This window comes from Anaerolineae bacterium (assembly GCA_014360855.1).
Lineage (GTDB): Bacteria > Chloroflexota > Anaerolineae > JACIWP01 > JACIWP01 > JACIWP01.
Map to the genome: position 1 here is coordinate 1 of JACIWP010000035.1, position 16,104 is coordinate 16,104.

Sequence of the window (16,104 nt, forward strand, 5' to 3'; positions counted from 1 at the left end):
AGCATACGGATATCCTTTGTACCATTTGCTGGAAATACTATACCATAGAACAAAAAAGCTGTCAAGAGGCTTTTTTCGAGGATGTCAAAAGGTCACGAACACGGTATGTCCGAGGGGGAGCAAACGAGCCGGCGGATCGGGGATGGGTTTCGGAACCGGATGTAGGGGCAGTGCTTTTTCGATATTCGCGGTACCTCTGGACGTCCGGCTCCGCCTGGTGTATAATGAAATCAGCACCGGAGGGGACGCGTTCACGGCCAGGTCGGCGAAAGGAGGAAACGTCCGATGAACGTCTTCAACCGCATCATCATGGTACTGTTATTCATCGCCATCATCGCCCTGGTGGTGGTCACACTGCGCTGGCCCTTCGCCACGATCTCCGTCGTCCGCAATTTCCTGGACTGGGCCGAAGCCCAGATCAACCCCTACACCTGGCCCATCATGCTGGCCGGCGGCATCCTCATCGGCCTGCTGTGCCTCCTGCTCATCATCCTGGAACTGCGCCGGCCGCGCCGCAAGATGGTGCCCATCCGCAAGGTCAGCGGGGGCAAGGCCTTCCTGCTGACCGAGTCGGTGGCCCGCCGGCTGGCATGGTATATCGGCCGGCTGTCCGACGTCTCCCGCGTTACCCCCGCCGTCTGGGCGCGCGGCAGTGGGGTGGATGTGCGCATTGACCTGGAGACGGCGCCGCAGGTGGATGTGCCGATGAAGACCGAGGAAGTGCTGGCCGTGGTGCGCGAGCAGGTGGAGGACAAGATGGGGCTGAGACTGCGCCGCGTGCGGGTGCAGGTGCGCAGTGCGCCTTTCCCGAAGGAGCCGGCGGTCATTTCCGCGCCGCCGCCTCCTCCACCTCCGCCGGCGCCGGCCCCCTCACCGCCGCCGGCTGACGAACTCGACCAGCCCCCCGGATAATTCCAGGCGCTGGATATCCCAGCCCAGGGTAACCCGCTCTTCCCACCACCGGTTGGCCTGGCGCGAGAGCACCGCGCAGAGCAAGGCCGGCATCTCTAGCCGGCCTATCTGAATCTCCTGGCATGCCCACCGCCATCGGCCGGCGCCGCCACTTTCCAGCCGCCAGCGCATCCGCAGGCACAGCGGCCAGGCCAGGATGCGCCGGAATCGCAGTGCGGCGTCGCACTCCCCCGGGGCGAATTCCACCTGCAGGCCGGCCAGCACCGCGCGCGAAGGGTCCGCGACCAGACAGCGGGCAAGGGCCTGGAACTGTGCCGGCGTCATCGCCGCGGAAACCTCGCGGCCGGCGATCAGGCGTTCCAGGACCTGCCGGCTTTCGCCCGGGCAGGGCATGTCCCGCCAGTCAGGAGGACAGCCGGCGGGCGCGAGGGCGCGGAACAACAACGCCGCGAGCACCAATGCCGCCATAAGGCCTATCAACACCCGTTTCCACCTTGCTCCGCGCATGACGTCCATATCCCGCGAGAGGGATGCTCCCCGCTGTCATTTTGTCCTTTGGCCAATCTATTGTAATATATCGTCAATAACTGGCAATACCCCGGCAAGGAAGGGAGCATATCTCGGATGCCCCAGGAGGAAGCACCGCACCAGGATGTAGAACAGGCGCCGGCCGGCGAGCAGGAGCAGAGGCCGGCGGCGTCCGCGCCGGCGGACCTGGTGCCCTTCGTCGAAGCCATCTTGTTCGTCGCCGATGAGCCGGTCTCGGTGGAGCGCCTGGCCGCCACCCTCATGGTGGACCAGGAGATGGTGGAGCAGACACTGGACATCCTGCGGGGGCAGTGCGCAACGCGCGGGGTGCGTCTCCAGCGCAAGGGCCGCCGCGTCCAGATGGTCACCGCGCCGGAGACCGCGGAGGTGGTCGAGCGCTTCCTGGGGCTGGATGTCACCAGCCGGCTCTCGCCGGCGGCGCTGGAGACCCTGGCCATCGTCGCCTACCGCCAGCCCATCACCCGCGCCGAAGTGGATGCGATTCGCGGTGTGCAGTCCGATTCCGTCCTGCGCACCCTGGTGAGCCGAGGATTGATCGAGGAAGTCGGCCGGCTGGAGCAGGCCGGCCGGCCCATCCTGTACGGCACCACCTTTGAGTTTCTCCAGTACTTCGGGCTGGAGGACCTTTCCCAGCTCCCCCCGTTGGAGCCGGAGGAAAGTGCCCCGGCGGGGAACCCGGAGAGCTGAGCGATATGACGGCACGCCGGCGCTGGCTGTGGGGGCTTCTCATCGGGCTGGCCGCCCTGCTGAACGTGGGCTTTGGGCCGGTCCTGCGCACCTCGGACACCGCCGGCAGCGCGCTGTACCCCGAACAGGCGCGGCTTCTGGCAGAGACCTGGGCCGGCCCGGGGATTTCCGCGCCGGCCGCGGTCATTTACGATGTGGATGCCGGCCAATTCCTGCTCGAGCGGAACGCGCACCAGCGCCGGCCGCCGGCCAGCCTGACCAAAATCGCCACGGCCCTGGTGGCCCTGCGCCGGCTGGATCTGTCCCAGACGGTGACGGTGGGCGATGAGGTACAGGTCGAGGGCATGCGCATCGGGCTGGCCCCCGGCGACACGCTGACCGTGGAAGCCCTGCTCTATGGGACACTGCTCAACTCGGGCAACGACGCGGCCGCGGCCCTGGCGGTGGCGGCCGCCGGCTCCCAGGAGCGCTTTGTCGAAGAGATGAATGCCCTGGCGGCTGAGCTGGGGCTTCAGGACACGCACTTCGTCAATCCGCACGGCCTGGACAGCGCGGGGCATTATTCCAGCGCCTATGACCTGGCCCTGCTGGCCAACGCCGCGCTGAAGAACCCGACCTTCGCCGCCATCGTTGCCGCGCCGGCGAAGGAGCTGGATGGGTGGCAGTTCCGCACCACCAATCAGCTCCTGGGTGCCTATCCCGGGGTGGACGGGGTGAAGACCGGCACCACCGATGACGCCGGCGAATGCCTGGTCGCCTCTGCCACCCGGCACGGCCACCGGGTTCTCACAGTGGTGCTGGGGAGCGCCGACCGCTACGCGGATACGCGGGCACTGCTGGACTTTTATTACGGCCATTACCAGTGGGTGCGGTTGGAACTGCCGGCGGGCCGGCTGAGCGCGGAAACCGATCCGCAGGGCCACCTCCGGCGCTATGCCCTGCCTACAGCGGTGGAAGTACTGCTGGCGCGATGGGAATCCCCCTGGCTGGGAATGACATGGCAGGGCGATGGACAGGGAAGCTGGCAGGCCGTGCGTTTCTGGGTGGGGAACCGGCTGATCACGGAACAGCCCGTGCAGGTCTATCAGGTATATTAGGACGGGGAATGGCGGAAGAGAGACTGCAGAAAGTGCTGGCCAATGCCGGCGTCGCCTCGCGGCGCGCGGCGGAGGAAATGATCAAGGCCGGCCGCGTCACCGTCAACGGGCAGGTGGTCACCCAGCTCGGCACCAAGGTGGACCCGGCTCGCGACATGATCGCGGTAGACGGCAATATCATCGCGGTGGGCGCCGGCCGCATCTATATCCTGCTGAACAAGCCGGTCGGGGTGATCTCGTCAGCGAGCGACCGCTGGGGCCGCAAGACGGTGCTGGACCTGGTAGAGCTCCCTGGCCGGGTTTATCCGGTGGGCCGGCTGGACCTGGACAGCGAGGGGCTGATCCTCCTCACCAATGATGGGGAGGTAACGAACGTCCTGACCCATCCGCGCTACGGCCAGCAGAAGACATACCTGGCGCTGGTGCGCGGGGAACCGAGCGATGCCGTGCTAGAACAGATGACGCGCGGTGTGGAACTGCCCGACGGTACAGCGAAGGCCCAGGAGGCCCGGCGCATCGCCGGCGTCCCAACCAGCGCGCCCGGCATGACCTTGCGCAAACCCGAGGGAATGACATGGCTGGAGATCACCCTGCTGGAGGGCCGCAAGCGCGAGATCCGGCGGATGCTGGAAAAGCTCGGCCACCCTGTGGAGCGTCTCATCCGCATCCGGATGGGGCCGCTGACGCTGGGCCGGCTGGCTCCAGGGGAATGGCGCCATCTGACGCCGGCGGAGGTGCGCGCTCTGCGGGCTCTGGTGGAGAAAGCGCGCAAGCCGCAGAGGCCGCAGAAAGAGCCGAAGCCGGCCCGCCAAGCCAGGCCGTCTGCCCAAAGGACATCTCGTCCGGCCGCTCGCCGCAATCCATCACCACGCAAGGAACGAGGGGGAAGAGGACAGCGTTGAACAGAATGCCTTCGACCATCGCCATTGACGGGCCTTCGGCCTCGGGCAAGAGCACGCTGGGGGGCCTGCTGGCGGAACATCTGGGCTATATTTATTTCGATACGGGCGTCATGTATCGGGCAGTGACGTGGGAGGCCATCCGCCGCGGCATTCCCATTGAGGACGAGCCGGCGCTGACGCGCCTGGCCCAGGAGATCGTCATAGACGTCACCCGGCCGACGGCGGCAGACGGCCGGCAGTACTCCGTATTCATTGACGGTGAGGATGTGACCTGGGATCTGCGGCGCGACGAGGTGGATAAGGCAGTCTCGCCGGTCTCCGCCTACCCGGGTGTGCGCGCGGCACTGACTCAGCAACAGCGCCGCATCGGCCAGGGCGGTCACATCGTCATGGTAGGGCGCGACATCGGCACGGTGGTGCTCCCTGAGGCGGAGCTGAAGCTCTACCTGACCGCCTCGCTGGAGGAGCGGGCCCGCCGGCGCTACTTGGAGAAGCTCCAGCGGGGCGAGCAGGTCACCTACGAGGAAGTGCTCGAGACGCTCCGCCGGCGCGACGAGATTGACAGCTCGCGGGCAGTGGCTCCTCTGCGGCCGGCGGATGACGCCATCATTATTGACACCGAGAACCTGGGCATCCAGGAAGTGTTCCAGTGCGTGCTGGAGATCCTCCATGACCCGGAACACTGAGCCGCAAATGGTCAGCAGAAGGCAAAGACTGCGGCGCCGCATCTACCGCATACCACGGTTGACGCGTTCGGTGCTGAACCGTTTGCTTCGCTTCCTGACCCGTCATCTGATCCGCTTTGAAATCACTGGCAAAGAGAACATCCCCCGGCAGGGGCCGCTCATCGTCTACATCAATCACGTGAACTTCCTTGACCCGGTGCTGGCCTGTGCGCTGGTGCCGCGCGATGTCGTGCCCCTTTCCAAGGTGGAGAACCTGCGCCATCCGCTGATCGGGCCGCTGGCCAAAGCCTACGGCGCCATCCCGGTGCGGCGCGGCGAGCCGGACATGTACGCCTACCGCAGTGCGCTGTCGGTGCTGGAGCAGGGCAAGGCGCTCTTGATAGCGCCGGAGGGCACGCGCAGTGGGCACGGCCGGCTCCAGGAGGGCAAGGACGGCATGACCCTCCTCGCCCTGCGCACGGGCGCGGTGCTGGTGCCTATTGGACTGGTTGGACAACAGCATTTTCGCCGCCGGCTCCAGCGCCTGCGCCGCACCCATGTGCGGGCGGCCGTCGGCCGGCCCTTCCGCTTCCAGGCGCCGGCCGGCGTCGAAATCACCCGCGAGGTGGTGCGCGAGATGACACGCGAGGCCATGGGCGAGTTGGCCCGGCTCCTGCCGGCCGAATGGCGCGGCGTCTATGCCGATGCGGCCGAGGCCCCGCGCAGGTGGATCCGCTATGAAGACATCCCCGCAAACAGCGCCTGAGGCCTGCGGAAAAATCATCGGCGTCGCCGCCGGCAGTCTGGCCGCTCGCGCTGGTCTGCGCGCCGGCGACTGCCTGGTGGAGGTCAACGGCCTGCGCGTGCGCGACGTCATTGACGTGCAGTACGCCGCCGCTGAGGAATGGGTGGAATTCGTGGTCTGGCGAGACGGCCGGCTTCTGCAGAAAGAAGCCGAACGCCGCTACGGCGAGGACATCGGGCTCAGTTTCTCGGATGACCTCTTTGACGGCCTGCGCCAATGCAACAATCACTGTCCCTTCTGCTTCGTGAAACAGCTTCCCGCCGGCCTGCGCCCCAGCCTGTACATCCAGGACGATGACTACCGCTTGTCGTTCCTGCAGGGGAGCTTTGTCACCCTGACCAATTTGACCGAGGAGGATTGGGAGCGGCTGGAGGAACAGCGCCTCAGTCCCTTGTACGTCTCGGTGCATGCCACGCAGGAGGAGGTCCGCCGGCGCCTGCTGGGCCGCCGCGACGCCCCGCCCATCATGGCACAGCTTCGCCGGCTCATCGAGCTGGACATCACCGTACACACCCAAATCGTGGTCGTGCCGGGGGTGAACGATGGGGATGTGCTGGCGCAGAGCCTGGAGGATTTGGCAGGATTGTACCCCGGCGCGGCGTCCATCGGGGTGGTGCCGGTGGGACTGACCCGCTTCTCGCGGCCGGCCCTGCGCCGGCCGACTTCTGAAGAGGCGGCGGCGGTGCTGGAGCAGGTGGAGCGCTTTCAGGCGCTCTGCCGGCGCCGATATGGGATGAACCTGGCCTATGCCTCGGACGAGTGGTACCTCATGGTCGGCCGGGACGTCCCGCCGGCGGCGGCATACGATGATTTCCCCCAGGTGGAGAACGGCATCGGGCTGGTGCGGCTGTTCCTGGATGACTGGGCGGAGGTGCGGGAACAGATCCGTCCGTTCGCCGGCACCGCTCCGGCTCTCTGCTGTGTCACCGGCCGGCTGTTCGCGCCGGTGCTGGCGCCGGTGCTGGAGGAATTCTCCGTTCGGTCCGGGGTCCCCACCCGGCTGTTATGCGTGGAAAACCGTCTGTTGGGGGAGGAAGTGACGGTGGCCGGCCTGTTGAGCGGCGCGGATGTGGTGCGGGCGTACCGTGCCGCCGGCGAGAGCGCCTCCCTGGTCGTCCTGCCGCGGCGCATGTTCGACGCCCAGGGGGCGTACACCATCGATGATTGGACGCCGGCGCGTCTGGCGCAGGAGCTGGGGGCGGAGGTGTGCACGGTGGACTCCATGCGGGAGCTGGCGGAGCAGTTGCGATGATACATAAGTTGACAGTCACCTACCAGGTGACAGTCAACTGGCAGGCGAGGTAGTAGTGAGGTGACTGTCAACTCTGTCACCTTTTGCCCCTCTTTCCCCCGCAATTTGGGCAAATGGGATAATTGGGATATAATATAGAGCGCGCCGGCGAGGGGATCGCCTGTCCCGCCGGCGAGTACTATCTGAATGAGGTTGACGATTCGTGGCACCTCTGTTCCCGTTCACGGCCATTGTCGGCCAGGAAAAGATGAAACGGGCGTTGATCCTCAACGCCATCAACCCGCAGATCGGCGGGGTGCTGATACGCGGCGAGCGCGGCACCGCCAAATCCACCGCGGCGCGCGCCCTGGCGGCCCTTCTGCCGGAGATCCGCGTCGTGGCGGACTGCCGCTTTAGCTGTGATCCGGACCACCCGGAGACCTTCTGCGATGAGTGCAAGGCCAGGGTCGCCGCCGGCGAAACCCTGCCCGTCACCACCCGCCGCATCCGCTTCGTGGACCTGCCCGTCAGCGCCACCGAGGACCGCGTGGTCGGCACCCTGGACCTGGAGCGCGCTATCCAAAAAGGCGAGCGGCACTTTGAACCGGGCGTGCTGGCCGCCGCCAACCGCGGCCTGCTCTATGTGGACGAGGTCAATCTGCTGGATGACCACGTGGTGGACTTATTGTTGGATTCGGCGGCCATGGGCATCAACGTGGTGGAACGCGAGGGCATTTCCTTCTCGCACCCGGCGCGCTTCATCCTGGTGGGCACCATGAACCCCGAGGAAGGCGAACTGCGGCCGCAGTTACTGGACCGCTTTGCCCTATGCGTGGAAATCACCGGCATCCGTGATCCGCATGACCGCGTGCTCATCATGGAGCGCTATGTGGAATATGAGGCGGACCCCGCCGGCTTCTATCAGAAATGGCTCCCGCAGGAACAGCGCCTCTCCCACGAGATCGATGAGGCCCGCCGGCGCCTGCCCCTGGTCACCTACACCGACGATGACCTGTACACCATCGCCAGCCTGACCAGCTCCTTCCAGGTGGACGGCCACCGCGCCGATATCGTCATCCTGAAAACGGCCATCGCCAACGCCGCCTTCGAGGGCCGGCTGAGCGTCACCGAGCGGGATATCGCCCGCGCCGCCGAGCTGGCGCTCCCCCATCGGCTCAAGCGCCAGCCCTTCCAGGAGAGCGAGGTCGCCCAGCAGGAACTGGAACAGCGCGTGGCAGAGATCGTCCAGCAGACCGCCGCCCGTCGGGATGACCTGGCGCTGGCCGGCGACCGCCAACCTGCGGAAAAAAAAACGATGTAACCCCTGATGCCCCCGGCACGCCCAATCTCAGCGGCCATGTGCTGAAAGGGCACCAGGCAGACCCGCTCGGGCAGGGGCATTTCGGCCAGGCCGCTGTGCCGGTGAAGGTGGGCGAGGTCTTCAAGCCCCGCCGGCTGGAATCCCCGCTGGACCGGCTGGTGCGGCGCACCGCTGGCAAGCGCAGTTACACCCTGACCTCGCGCAAGCGCGGCCGCTATATCGGGAGCCGGCCGGCCAACGGGCGGGTGACCGACCTAGCCCTGGACGCCACTATCCGTGAGGCCGCCCCGCATCAGATGCACCGCCAGCGCACCTCTACCGCTTTCACTATCAAAAAGCAGGACCTGCGCCAGAAGGTGCGGGTGCGCCGCGCCTCCAACGCCATCCTCTTCGTCGTAGATGCGAGCTGGTCCATGGCCGCCGCCAAGCGCATGGAAGCCACCAAGGGCGCCATCCTCTCCCTGCTCATCGACGCGTATCAGCGCCGCGATTACGTGGGCCTGGTCGTCTTCCAGAAGGAGCGGGCGCGGCTGGTGCTCCCGCTGACCAACAGCGTGGAGCTGGCCCAGAAGGCGCTGAAGGACATCCCGGTCGGGGGCAAGACGCCCTTGTCCAGCGCCCTCCTGCTGGCCTATCGCGTGCTGATGCGGGAGAAGCGCCGGCATCCGGAGACCATGCCCATGATGATCCTGCTGACCGACGGCGCCGGCAATGTCTCCCTCACCGATATCCCCGCCCAGGAAGAGGCCCTGTTGCTGGCCCGCTATATCCGGCACAGCCCCATCCACTCCGTGGTGATCAATATGGAGCACACCGCCTTCGACCGCGGCCTGGCCCAGAAGCTGGCAGAGGCCCTGAACGCCCCGTGCTACTGCCTGCATGAGCTGAAGGCCGCCGACCTGTATGCCACCGTGCGACAGGAAATGGAGCAACAGCACACCAGCCCGCAGGGGACAGCCTATGCCGGCACACCGCGCAGTGCTTCCTAGACAACTCATCGCCGACCTGTCCCTGATAGTGGTCACCGCTATCTGGGGCGCGACCTTCGTCATGGTCAAGGAGGCGGTGGCGAATTACCCGGTGTTCGCCTTCCTGACCATCCGCTTCGCGCTGGCCCTGCTGTTCCTCCTGCCGGCACTGCTGTGGCGCCGGCGCGCCGGCCGGCAGACCTGGCACCGGCCGACCCTGCGTGCCGGGGTGCTGGTGGGGCTGGCCCTCTTCGCCGGCTACGCCTTCCAGACCTTCGGCCTGCAGTACACCACGCCGGCCAAGGCCGGCTTCATCACCGGCCTCTCCGTGGTCATGGTGCCGCTCTTCTCCGCCGCACTCCTGCGGCAGGCGCCTGACCGCGCCGCCGTCGCCGGCGTTATCATGGCCACCGCCGGCCTGGCCCTGCTCACCTGGCAGGGCGAACTTACCGTGGTGCTCGGCGATATATTGGTGCTGGCCTGCGCGGTGTCCTTCGCCATGCACATCATCGCCCTGGGGGCCTTTTCCCCGCGCATGGACAGCCTGACCTTGCTGGCCGTGCAGATTGCCACGGTGATGTTCCTCAGCCTGGGGATCTCCCTGCTGACCGAGTGGCCGTGGCCGGCCCTGCCGGCGGAGGTGATGGGGGCGGCCGCGTTCACCGGCGTGGCCGCCACGACGGTCGCCTTTGGCATCCAAACGGTGGCCCAGCGCTTCACCTCACCGACGCATACGGCGCTGATATTCGCCATGGAGCCGGTGTGGGCCGGGCTGTTCAGCTTCTGGCTGATTGGCGAACGCCTGGGGCCGCGCTCCCTCGCCGGCGCCGGCCTCATCCTGGCCGGCATGCTGGTCGCAGAGCTGATGCCGGCGCTCTGGCGCCCTGGCGCAGGGAAGGCGCTCGCTTCCCAGGGAAGCAGTGCACTCGATAACCGAAATCCATAACAGGAAGGAGCCAGGAATGTCCGAGTCGACAGCAAGCTTGTACCGGGAGCTGATGGACCAAGCGCTCCAGCATTTCCGCGCCAGGGAATATGACAAAGCCGCGGAGATGCTGGAGCGGATCAGCAAGAGCCTCAGCCGGCTGCGCTATGAGACCCTGCGGAAGCGCCCTGAAACCTGGTCGCTCTTCGCCATGGCCTGTACGGAAGGACTGCGGATCGCGGGGGAGCACGGCTTGGTGGAGCGGGTGCGTTCCTTCCGGGACTGCATTCAGCGGGTCATGCCGGCGGAAGAGCACTTTACCCAGCTCGTGCTGGCCTTTGCCGACGTGTACCTGGGAGAGCTGGAGAAGGCCCGGGAGCAGATCGCCGGCCTGGTGAACGCTTCCGACCTGTCGTTCGCCCAGCGCCTGGAACTGGCGCGGCTTGCGCTGAAAGCCCTGGCGCCGGAGCTGGCACTGCAGGTGCTGGAACACACGGAGGTGCCGGCACCTCCCCAGGAAGACGACCCCCAGAGAGAAGAGACGGAATGGAATATCAACCACTACTGGAGAACCTATATCGAGGCACTGCTCCAGGCCGGCCGGCTGGAAGAGCTTGACGAGCTTCTGCCTCGTATAGGAGCGACCAACGAGCGCCGCATCCCCTATCCCTTTATCGTGCAGGCCTTTCTGAAGCGGCAGGATTATGCCCGGGCGATCGAGTACGCGGACCGCATACCGGAGCTGGCCGGCCGGGGCCTCTTGCGGGGCCTGGTGGCCGCCGCGCAGGGCAAAATGGACTGGGCCAGGGACGAATGGTGGCGGGTAGTGCGGGAGCCGCTGGACGATCAGCGGCTGAAATTCGATGCCTGGATGGAGTGTGCCCTGCGCCTGGATGACCAGGAGAAAATGGCATCGGCGCTGGAGGCCGGCACACCGGCGCTGGAAGGCGCGGCCTGGTTCCGCATGTACCGCTCCCTTTATCAGGCCAAACATGGGGAGCCGGCGGAAGCCCTGCCGGCCTTCCGCGAAGCCCTCCAGGACATGCTCGAGATGGTGGATGTCCCCGTGTCCGAGGAGTGGGTGGTCTGGCATACTAGGGGGCTGGTGGAACATGTCCTGCCAGAAGATGCGCGAGGGGAATTCCTGGCCGCGATCCAGAAGGTAGCAGGGAACAGGCCGGCACACACCGCTCAGCAGGAGGGATAAGAGGGCTATGCGGGCTGTCGTACAGCGGGTGGTGCGCTCATCCGTGAGCGTAGATGGCAAGGTGGTCGGGCAGATTGGCAAAGGTTTGAACGTGCTTATCGGGGTGCGCCAGGGCGATACCGAGGAGCAAGCGCGCTGGCTGGCCCACAAGATCGCCGGCCTGCGCATCTTCGAGGACGAACAGGGCAAGATGAACCTCTCCGTGCGCGATGTGGGTGGAGAGGCGCTGGTCATCTCGCAGTTCACCCTGTACGGTGACGCGCGCAAGGGCTTCCGCCCCAGCTTTGTGGATGCCGCCCCGCCCGAGATCGCCTCCCCGCTGATCGATCGCTTCGTGGAATTTCTGCGCGAGGAAGGGGTTCCCGTCCAGACCGGGGTATTCCAAGCGATGATGCTGGTGGAAATCTACAACGACGGTCCGGTTACCATTATTCTGGAGAGGTGAACCATGCTCACACAGGAAGGGACGTTCGAGGGAGCAAAGGGGCTCCGCATTTTCTACCGGTACTGGGCGCCGGAGGGCCGGCCTCCCCGTGCCATCATCCTGCTGATCCACGGCTACGCCGAACATGCCGGCCGCTATCTGGCCCTGGCCGAGTTCCTCACCGGGCGCGGCTACGGCATCTATGCCCCGGACCTGCGCTGTCACGGCCGCTCCCAGGGGGAGAAGGCCCTCATCGACAGCATGGATTACATGCTGGAGGACTTGCGCAAACTGCTGGACATCGCCCAGGGGGAGCATCCGGGCCTGAAGACCTTCGTCATCGGCCATTCCATGGGCGGCCTGCTGGCGACGTGTTTTGCTATCCTCCATCAGGAGCGGCTTGCCGGCGTCGTGCTGTCCGGCGCGGGATTGATGCCGGGCGCCGGCGTGTCTCCGCTCCTCAAATTCGTCAGCCGGGTCCTGGCGGCCGTGGCCCCACGCCTGCCCCTCCAGGAGATCGCCCGCGATTACGACACCGACCCGTTGAATTATCGGGGCAAGGTGATGGCCCGCACCGCCGCGGAGATGCTGCGCAAGGCGGACTGGGCGCTCCCGCGGATACCGGAAATCCGCATCCCACTGCTGTGTCTGCACGGCGGGGAGGACAAGCTGGTCAGTCCGGAGGCCGGCCGCTATGCCTACGAGCACGCCGGCTCCAGTGACAAGACCCTGCACATCTTCGACGGCCTCTATCACGAGGTATTCAACGAGATCGGCAAAGAGGATATTTACAAGCTGGTGGCCGATTGGCTGGACGCGCACTGCTAATGCGGTGAGGTGACAGTCACCTCAAAGGTGACTGTCACCTACGCCTGCGCTCAGCGCTTGGGCATCTTGTCGAACAGCGCGTCGAGCTGTCTCAGCCAGCGCAAAATCGGGTCGAGCCGGGAGGCCGGCTCCGCCGGCAGGCGCTCGGTAATGACCCCAGGGCCGGCCTCTGCCACGACCTGATAGGCCTGCCCATCCATGACGAACAACACCTCCTGCCCCAGCGCCAGATAGCCGGCGCACTCCGGATACCGCTCCAGGAGCTGGAAATACGCCGGCGAGGCGAAGGCAACCCGGATGGCCTTCATCCGGGAGGGGTCATACCGGGTGTCGGTCCAGACGCCCTGGCGGAGCACGAAGGCCCTATCCCCGACGTGACGGATTTCCGCCGGCATCTCCTGGCCCACGCGTTCGGAGCCGCGCAGGGCCTGAAGCGTCATGCTCTTCTCCACCGCGCCGGCACCTACCGCCGGCTCCGGCGCCATCAGGCGCAGTTCCTGCTCCACGGCCTGCGCCCGTCCCTCCGGAGTCAGCACATCCTGCTCCTCCTCCACCAGGAACGAGGTGTACGGCGTGATGATGCCGTAGCGCACGCTCAGGTCAATGAGCGCCTCCACCAGTTCGCGGTTTTCGCCATGCAGGCGAATCTGGTCCAGCAGATAGCCGACCTTGCGCGTGGCCCACAGGCGGGCGACGAAGGCCGGCCCGCCGGCATCCGCAAAGCGCACCCCTTCATAGACATACTGCTGGGGCCGGCCGTTCACCTCCCCACGCAGGGTAATGGTGGTGACCCCGCCGGCGCGGTAGCGGCCGGCGATAACCAGTTGGCTCCCCAGGAAAATGTCCGGCAGGGGATCCGGATACAACTCCATCACGTGCAGGCCCCCGAAGTCCACCGCTGGCGCGACCAGCAGAGGGGCGTTAATCTTCGCATACAGGGCGGAGACCTTCTCGTCAATGCGCTCCTCGGGCAGGACATACGTAACCACCCCACCGTGCCGCTGGGTGATGGTGTCGAGGAGCAGGGTGTTGACGTCGTAGCCGACGCCGAAGGCGAAGATGCGGGCCTGTTTGCCGGCGGCTTCGTCCACCGCCTGGATGATACGGTCAATGTCCGTGATGCCCTCCGTGGGGAGGCCGTCGGTCAGGAACAGCACCACGAAGGGCCGGCTGGGATCCTCGGCCAGGGCCAGCGCCTCCAGCAGGGCGCGGTGGATGTTCGTGCCGCCGACGGCCCGCAGTCCCTCCACATAGCGGATGGCCTCCGGCACCTGGCTGGCCGGCTCCAGCCGGCGCGAGAAACTGCGCACGCCGGTGCTGAAGTCAATGATGTTGAAGCGATCCTCGGGCCGCAACTGCTCCAGGATATAGCGCGCCGCGGCCCTGGCCTGCTCGATCTTCTGGCCCTGCATACTGCCGGAGGTATCCAGCACCAGCACCACATCCCGGGCGATGATCTCTTCCTGCGGCCGGCGGTCATCCGGGGTGATGAACAGCAGGAAATAACCGTCCTCGCCGGCCGGCCGGTAGCTGATGAGGTTCACGGCGAAGGGATCGGCGGCGGTGCTGAAGTAGAGGGCGAAATCGCGGTCCGGCAGGACGTGGGTCGCCTCATAGCCGATGCGGGCATGCCGATCGTCCAGGCGCTCGACGGCCACCTCATGGCTGGGGGAATACACGGCGCGCAGGGGAGCGTCCGCCGATAGCTCCACCGCGATGCTCACGCTCTGGATGGGGCGGGCGGAGAAGCGCTCCGTGTCCAACGGGTACACGTACTGGTACAGACCGTTCTCCCGGCGCAGTGTCTGGGTATAAGAGATCTGCACACGGCGCTCGCCGCCGGCGGGTATGGGGAAAATGCGCGCCTGGAAGGCCCCGCGCCCGACGTATTCCAGCAGGGCGGGATCGCGCTGCCGGCGCACGATATCCTCATAGATGCGGCGCGCCTCCTCCCGCTCCAGGAGCTTCCCCTCCATCCGCTGGCCATCCACAATCAGGTCGAACTGCGAAATGGCGGCGTCCTCCGGCAGGGGGAAAACGTACATCCCCTCGACCGGGAACCGCGACTCGTTGACGAAGACCTGATCCACTTTCGTCTCCGCCACGGAACCCTCGATGCGCACTTCCACGTGGTGATAGCGGATAATGAGGGCCGGCGGCTCAATGATCGGGCTGGGCGGCGGTTCCGGGATGATGATGCCGTCGGCCAGAGCCGGCGGTGCGGGCGCCAGGCAGGCCGCCAATACGATCAGTCCTACCAGCCAAGCATACCAGGCACGTTTCATGGCTCTCCTCCATCACAAGGCGAGACATCCGCTCCGCACATTCCTGCTCTTCAGACGCCGGCGAGGCTCGCTTCGTTCCCTGTTCCGGCCGGCGCCCTGTTTCGCCCTCCGCGGGTTTCATGGTAGAATAGCGCCAGCAATGCCGCAGGAGGAATGGGTATGGGCGAATGGTTCGGTTGGGTGGGCCGGTTCCTGTGGGTGGATCTCTCCGCCGGCCGGGTGGAGGAGATGGACACGGCGCCGTACGCCGGCGATTATATCGGCGGGCGGGGCATCGAGGCGCGGCTGGCCTGGGAGAAGATGCCGGCCGGCATTGGCGCCTTCAATGAGGCCAACCTGTTGATGTTCTTCCCCGGTCCACTGACCGGCACCATCGCGCCCTTTTCCGGCCGCACCAGTGTGGCCAGCCATGCGCCCCAGGGCTATCCCCATGAGTGGTTCAGCCGCGCCAATTTCGGCGCGCACTGGGGCGCGTCCCTGAAATACGCCGGCTATGACGGTCTGGTGATCGTCGGCAAGGTGGAGCGGCCGGTCTACCTGCTGATCGAGGATCGCCGTGTGGAAATCCGGCCGGCCGGCCATCTGTGGGGCCAGGGCATCCTGACGACACAGCAAATGCTCCAGGAGGAGCTGGGCAAGGGCTGGCGTATCCTGTGCATCGGGCCGGCCGGCGAGAACCGAAGCCGCATCGCCGTCATTCAGACCGAGACCGAATCGGCCGCCGGCCAAGGTGGTTTCGGCGCCGTCATGGGGGATAAAGGCCTGAAGGCCATTGCCGTGCGCGGCACCGGCCCGGTGCGGGTGGCCCGGCCGGACCTGCTCTGGGAGCGCACGAAGGCAGTGCTGGAAGAGGCGCGGCAGGGCTGTCGGCTGGCGCAGGGCCGGCTCGATCCCGAACGGGTCCAGCGCTACGGCCTGCGCTATCACGCCTGTACCCAGCAGTGCGGCATCGAATGCGGCGGCGGCTCGTACTATTATCGCAATGTACCCGGCCCTTTGAGCGGCCGCAAGCTGTCCGGCCATATGCACTGCGTCGCCCCGATTTTCCCCGGACTGCCGGGCACCTTTTATGATTGGAAGCTGGGCTTTGAGGCCGGCTTCGAGCTGGCGCAGTTATCCAACGATTACGGCATCAACCATTGGGACCTGGTCTTCGGCATCCTCCCCCTTCTGCGCTACTGGCGGGACAGCGGCCTGCGCGCGGAGATAGACGGCCTGCCCATTGACCTGGATGACCCGCGCTTTTGGGCGGAGCTTTTCCGCCGCATCGCCTATCGGGAAGGCATCGGCGATGTGTT

At 66.2% G+C, this 16,104-nt stretch carries 15 protein-coding genes and 1 pseudogene; 14 read left to right on the forward strand and 2 right to left on the reverse strand.

Annotation, left to right across the window (positions count from 1 at the left end):
- Nucleotides 1–285: 285 nt before the first annotated feature.
- Nucleotides 286–912, forward strand: a pseudogene (gene amaP, locus H5T60_03240) (alkaline shock response membrane anchor protein AmaP).
- Here amaP and H5T60_03245 read toward each other — a convergent pair.
- Nucleotides 871–1,395 carry a hypothetical protein gene (locus H5T60_03245; GenBank protein ID MBC7241445.1) on the reverse strand — a complete coding sequence of 175 codons (525 nt, stop codon included), beginning with the start codon at nucleotides 1,393–1,395 and terminating at the stop codon, nucleotides 871–873. The pseudogene amaP and the gene H5T60_03245 overlap by 42 nt on opposite strands.
- Before the next feature lie 141 nt (nucleotides 1,396–1,536).
- Here H5T60_03245 and scpB point away from each other — a divergent pair, with 141 nt between their 5' ends.
- From scpB to H5T60_03305, 12 genes are all read left to right on the forward strand, one after another.
- Complete coding sequence (gene scpB, locus H5T60_03250; GenBank protein MBC7241446.1) at nucleotides 1,537–2,148, forward strand: SMC-Scp complex subunit ScpB; 612 nt, start codon at nucleotides 1,537–1,539, stop codon at nucleotides 2,146–2,148.
- 5 nt (nucleotides 2,149–2,153) lie between these two features.
- Nucleotides 2,154–3,245, forward strand: coding sequence for a D-alanyl-D-alanine carboxypeptidase (locus H5T60_03255; protein MBC7241447.1), 1,092 nt, complete (start codon nucleotides 2,154–2,156; stop codon nucleotides 3,243–3,245).
- A gap of 8 nt (nucleotides 3,246–3,253) precedes the next feature.
- Nucleotides 3,254–4,147, forward strand: coding sequence for an rRNA pseudouridine synthase (locus H5T60_03260; protein ID MBC7241448.1), 894 nt, complete (start codon nucleotides 3,254–3,256; stop codon nucleotides 4,145–4,147).
- A gap of 5 nt (nucleotides 4,148–4,152) precedes the next feature.
- The gene (locus H5T60_03265; protein MBC7241449.1) at nucleotides 4,153–4,833 is read left to right on the forward strand and encodes a (d)CMP kinase; all 681 of its coding nucleotides are present in this window, start codon (nucleotides 4,153–4,155) and stop codon (nucleotides 4,831–4,833) included.
- Nucleotides 4,817–5,578 (forward strand): 1-acyl-sn-glycerol-3-phosphate acyltransferase, encoded by a 762-nt coding sequence (locus H5T60_03270; protein MBC7241450.1) that lies wholly within the window; start codon nucleotides 4,817–4,819, stop codon nucleotides 5,576–5,578. The genes H5T60_03265 and H5T60_03270 overlap by 17 nt, the downstream gene beginning before the upstream one ends.
- Nucleotides 5,550–6,869, forward strand: coding sequence for a DUF512 domain-containing protein (locus H5T60_03275; protein MBC7241451.1), 1,320 nt, complete (start codon nucleotides 5,550–5,552; stop codon nucleotides 6,867–6,869). The genes H5T60_03270 and H5T60_03275 overlap by 29 nt, the downstream gene beginning before the upstream one ends.
- 247 nt (nucleotides 6,870–7,116) lie before the next feature.
- A complete protein-coding gene (locus H5T60_03280; GenBank protein ID MBC7241452.1) occupies nucleotides 7,117–8,169 on the forward strand; it encodes an ATP-binding protein in 1,053 nt (350 codons plus the stop codon).
- A gap of 155 nt (nucleotides 8,170–8,324) precedes the next feature.
- Nucleotides 8,325–9,158, forward strand: a complete 834-nt coding sequence (locus H5T60_03285; protein ID MBC7241453.1) for a VWA domain-containing protein — start codon at nucleotides 8,325–8,327, stop codon at nucleotides 9,156–9,158.
- Nucleotides 9,130–10,083: a DMT family transporter gene (locus H5T60_03290; GenBank protein MBC7241454.1), complete on the forward strand. Its 954-nt coding sequence runs from the start codon at nucleotides 9,130–9,132 to the stop codon at nucleotides 10,081–10,083. Before H5T60_03285 ends, H5T60_03290 begins: the two co-directional genes overlap by 29 nt.
- 16 nt (nucleotides 10,084–10,099) lie before the next feature.
- Nucleotides 10,100–11,269, forward strand: a complete 1,170-nt coding sequence (locus H5T60_03295; protein ID MBC7241455.1) for a hypothetical protein — start codon at nucleotides 10,100–10,102, stop codon at nucleotides 11,267–11,269.
- Between the two features lie 7 nt (nucleotides 11,270–11,276).
- Complete coding sequence (locus H5T60_03300; protein MBC7241456.1) at nucleotides 11,277–11,714, forward strand: D-tyrosyl-tRNA(Tyr) deacylase; 438 nt, start codon at nucleotides 11,277–11,279, stop codon at nucleotides 11,712–11,714.
- 3 nt (nucleotides 11,715–11,717) lie between these two features.
- A complete protein-coding gene (locus tag H5T60_03305) occupies nucleotides 11,718–12,521 on the forward strand; it encodes a lysophospholipase (protein MBC7241457.1) in 804 nt (267 codons plus the stop codon).
- A 50-nt stretch (nucleotides 12,522–12,571) separates the two neighbouring features.
- Here H5T60_03305 and H5T60_03310 read toward each other — a convergent pair whose 3' ends face one another.
- On the reverse strand, nucleotides 12,572–14,806 hold the full coding sequence (locus H5T60_03310) for a VWA domain-containing protein (GenBank protein MBC7241458.1): 2,235 nt from the start codon (nucleotides 14,804–14,806) through the stop codon (nucleotides 12,572–12,574).
- Nucleotides 14,807–14,965: 159 nt separating this feature from the next.
- Here H5T60_03310 and H5T60_03315 point away from each other — a divergent pair.
- Nucleotides 14,966–16,104: hypothetical protein (locus H5T60_03315; GenBank protein MBC7241459.1), on the forward strand; the 1,139-nt coding region annotated here is incomplete at its 3' end.

Bases quoted from the DNA above. Each gene is read 5' to 3' on its own strand.
- scpB (MBC7241446.1), top strand. From the start codon at position 1,537: ATGCCCCAGGAGGAAGCACCGCACCAGGATGTAGAACAGGCGCCGGCC.
- H5T60_03255 (MBC7241447.1), top strand. From the start codon at position 2,154: ATGACGGCACGCCGGCGCTGGCTGTGGGGGCTTCTCATCGGGCTGGCC.
- H5T60_03260 (MBC7241448.1), top strand. From the start codon at position 3,254: ATGGCGGAAGAGAGACTGCAGAAAGTGCTGGCCAATGCCGGCGTCGCC.
- H5T60_03265 (MBC7241449.1), top strand. From the start codon at position 4,153: ATGCCTTCGACCATCGCCATTGACGGGCCTTCGGCCTCGGGCAAGAGC.
- H5T60_03270 (MBC7241450.1), top strand. From the start codon at position 4,817: ATGACCCGGAACACTGAGCCGCAAATGGTCAGCAGAAGGCAAAGACTG.
- H5T60_03275 (MBC7241451.1), top strand. From the start codon at position 5,550: ATGAAGACATCCCCGCAAACAGCGCCTGAGGCCTGCGGAAAAATCATC.
- H5T60_03280 (MBC7241452.1), top strand. From the start codon at position 7,117: ATGAAACGGGCGTTGATCCTCAACGCCATCAACCCGCAGATCGGCGGG.
- H5T60_03290 (MBC7241454.1), top strand. From the start codon at position 9,130: ATGCCGGCACACCGCGCAGTGCTTCCTAGACAACTCATCGCCGACCTG.
- H5T60_03295 (MBC7241455.1), top strand. From the start codon at position 10,100: ATGTCCGAGTCGACAGCAAGCTTGTACCGGGAGCTGATGGACCAAGCG.
- H5T60_03300 (MBC7241456.1), top strand. From the start codon at position 11,277: ATGCGGGCTGTCGTACAGCGGGTGGTGCGCTCATCCGTGAGCGTAGAT.
- H5T60_03305 (MBC7241457.1), top strand. From the start codon at position 11,718: ATGCTCACACAGGAAGGGACGTTCGAGGGAGCAAAGGGGCTCCGCATT.
- H5T60_03310 (MBC7241458.1), bottom strand. From the start codon at position 14,806: ATGAAACGTGCCTGGTATGCTTGGCTGGTAGGACTGATCGTATTGGCG.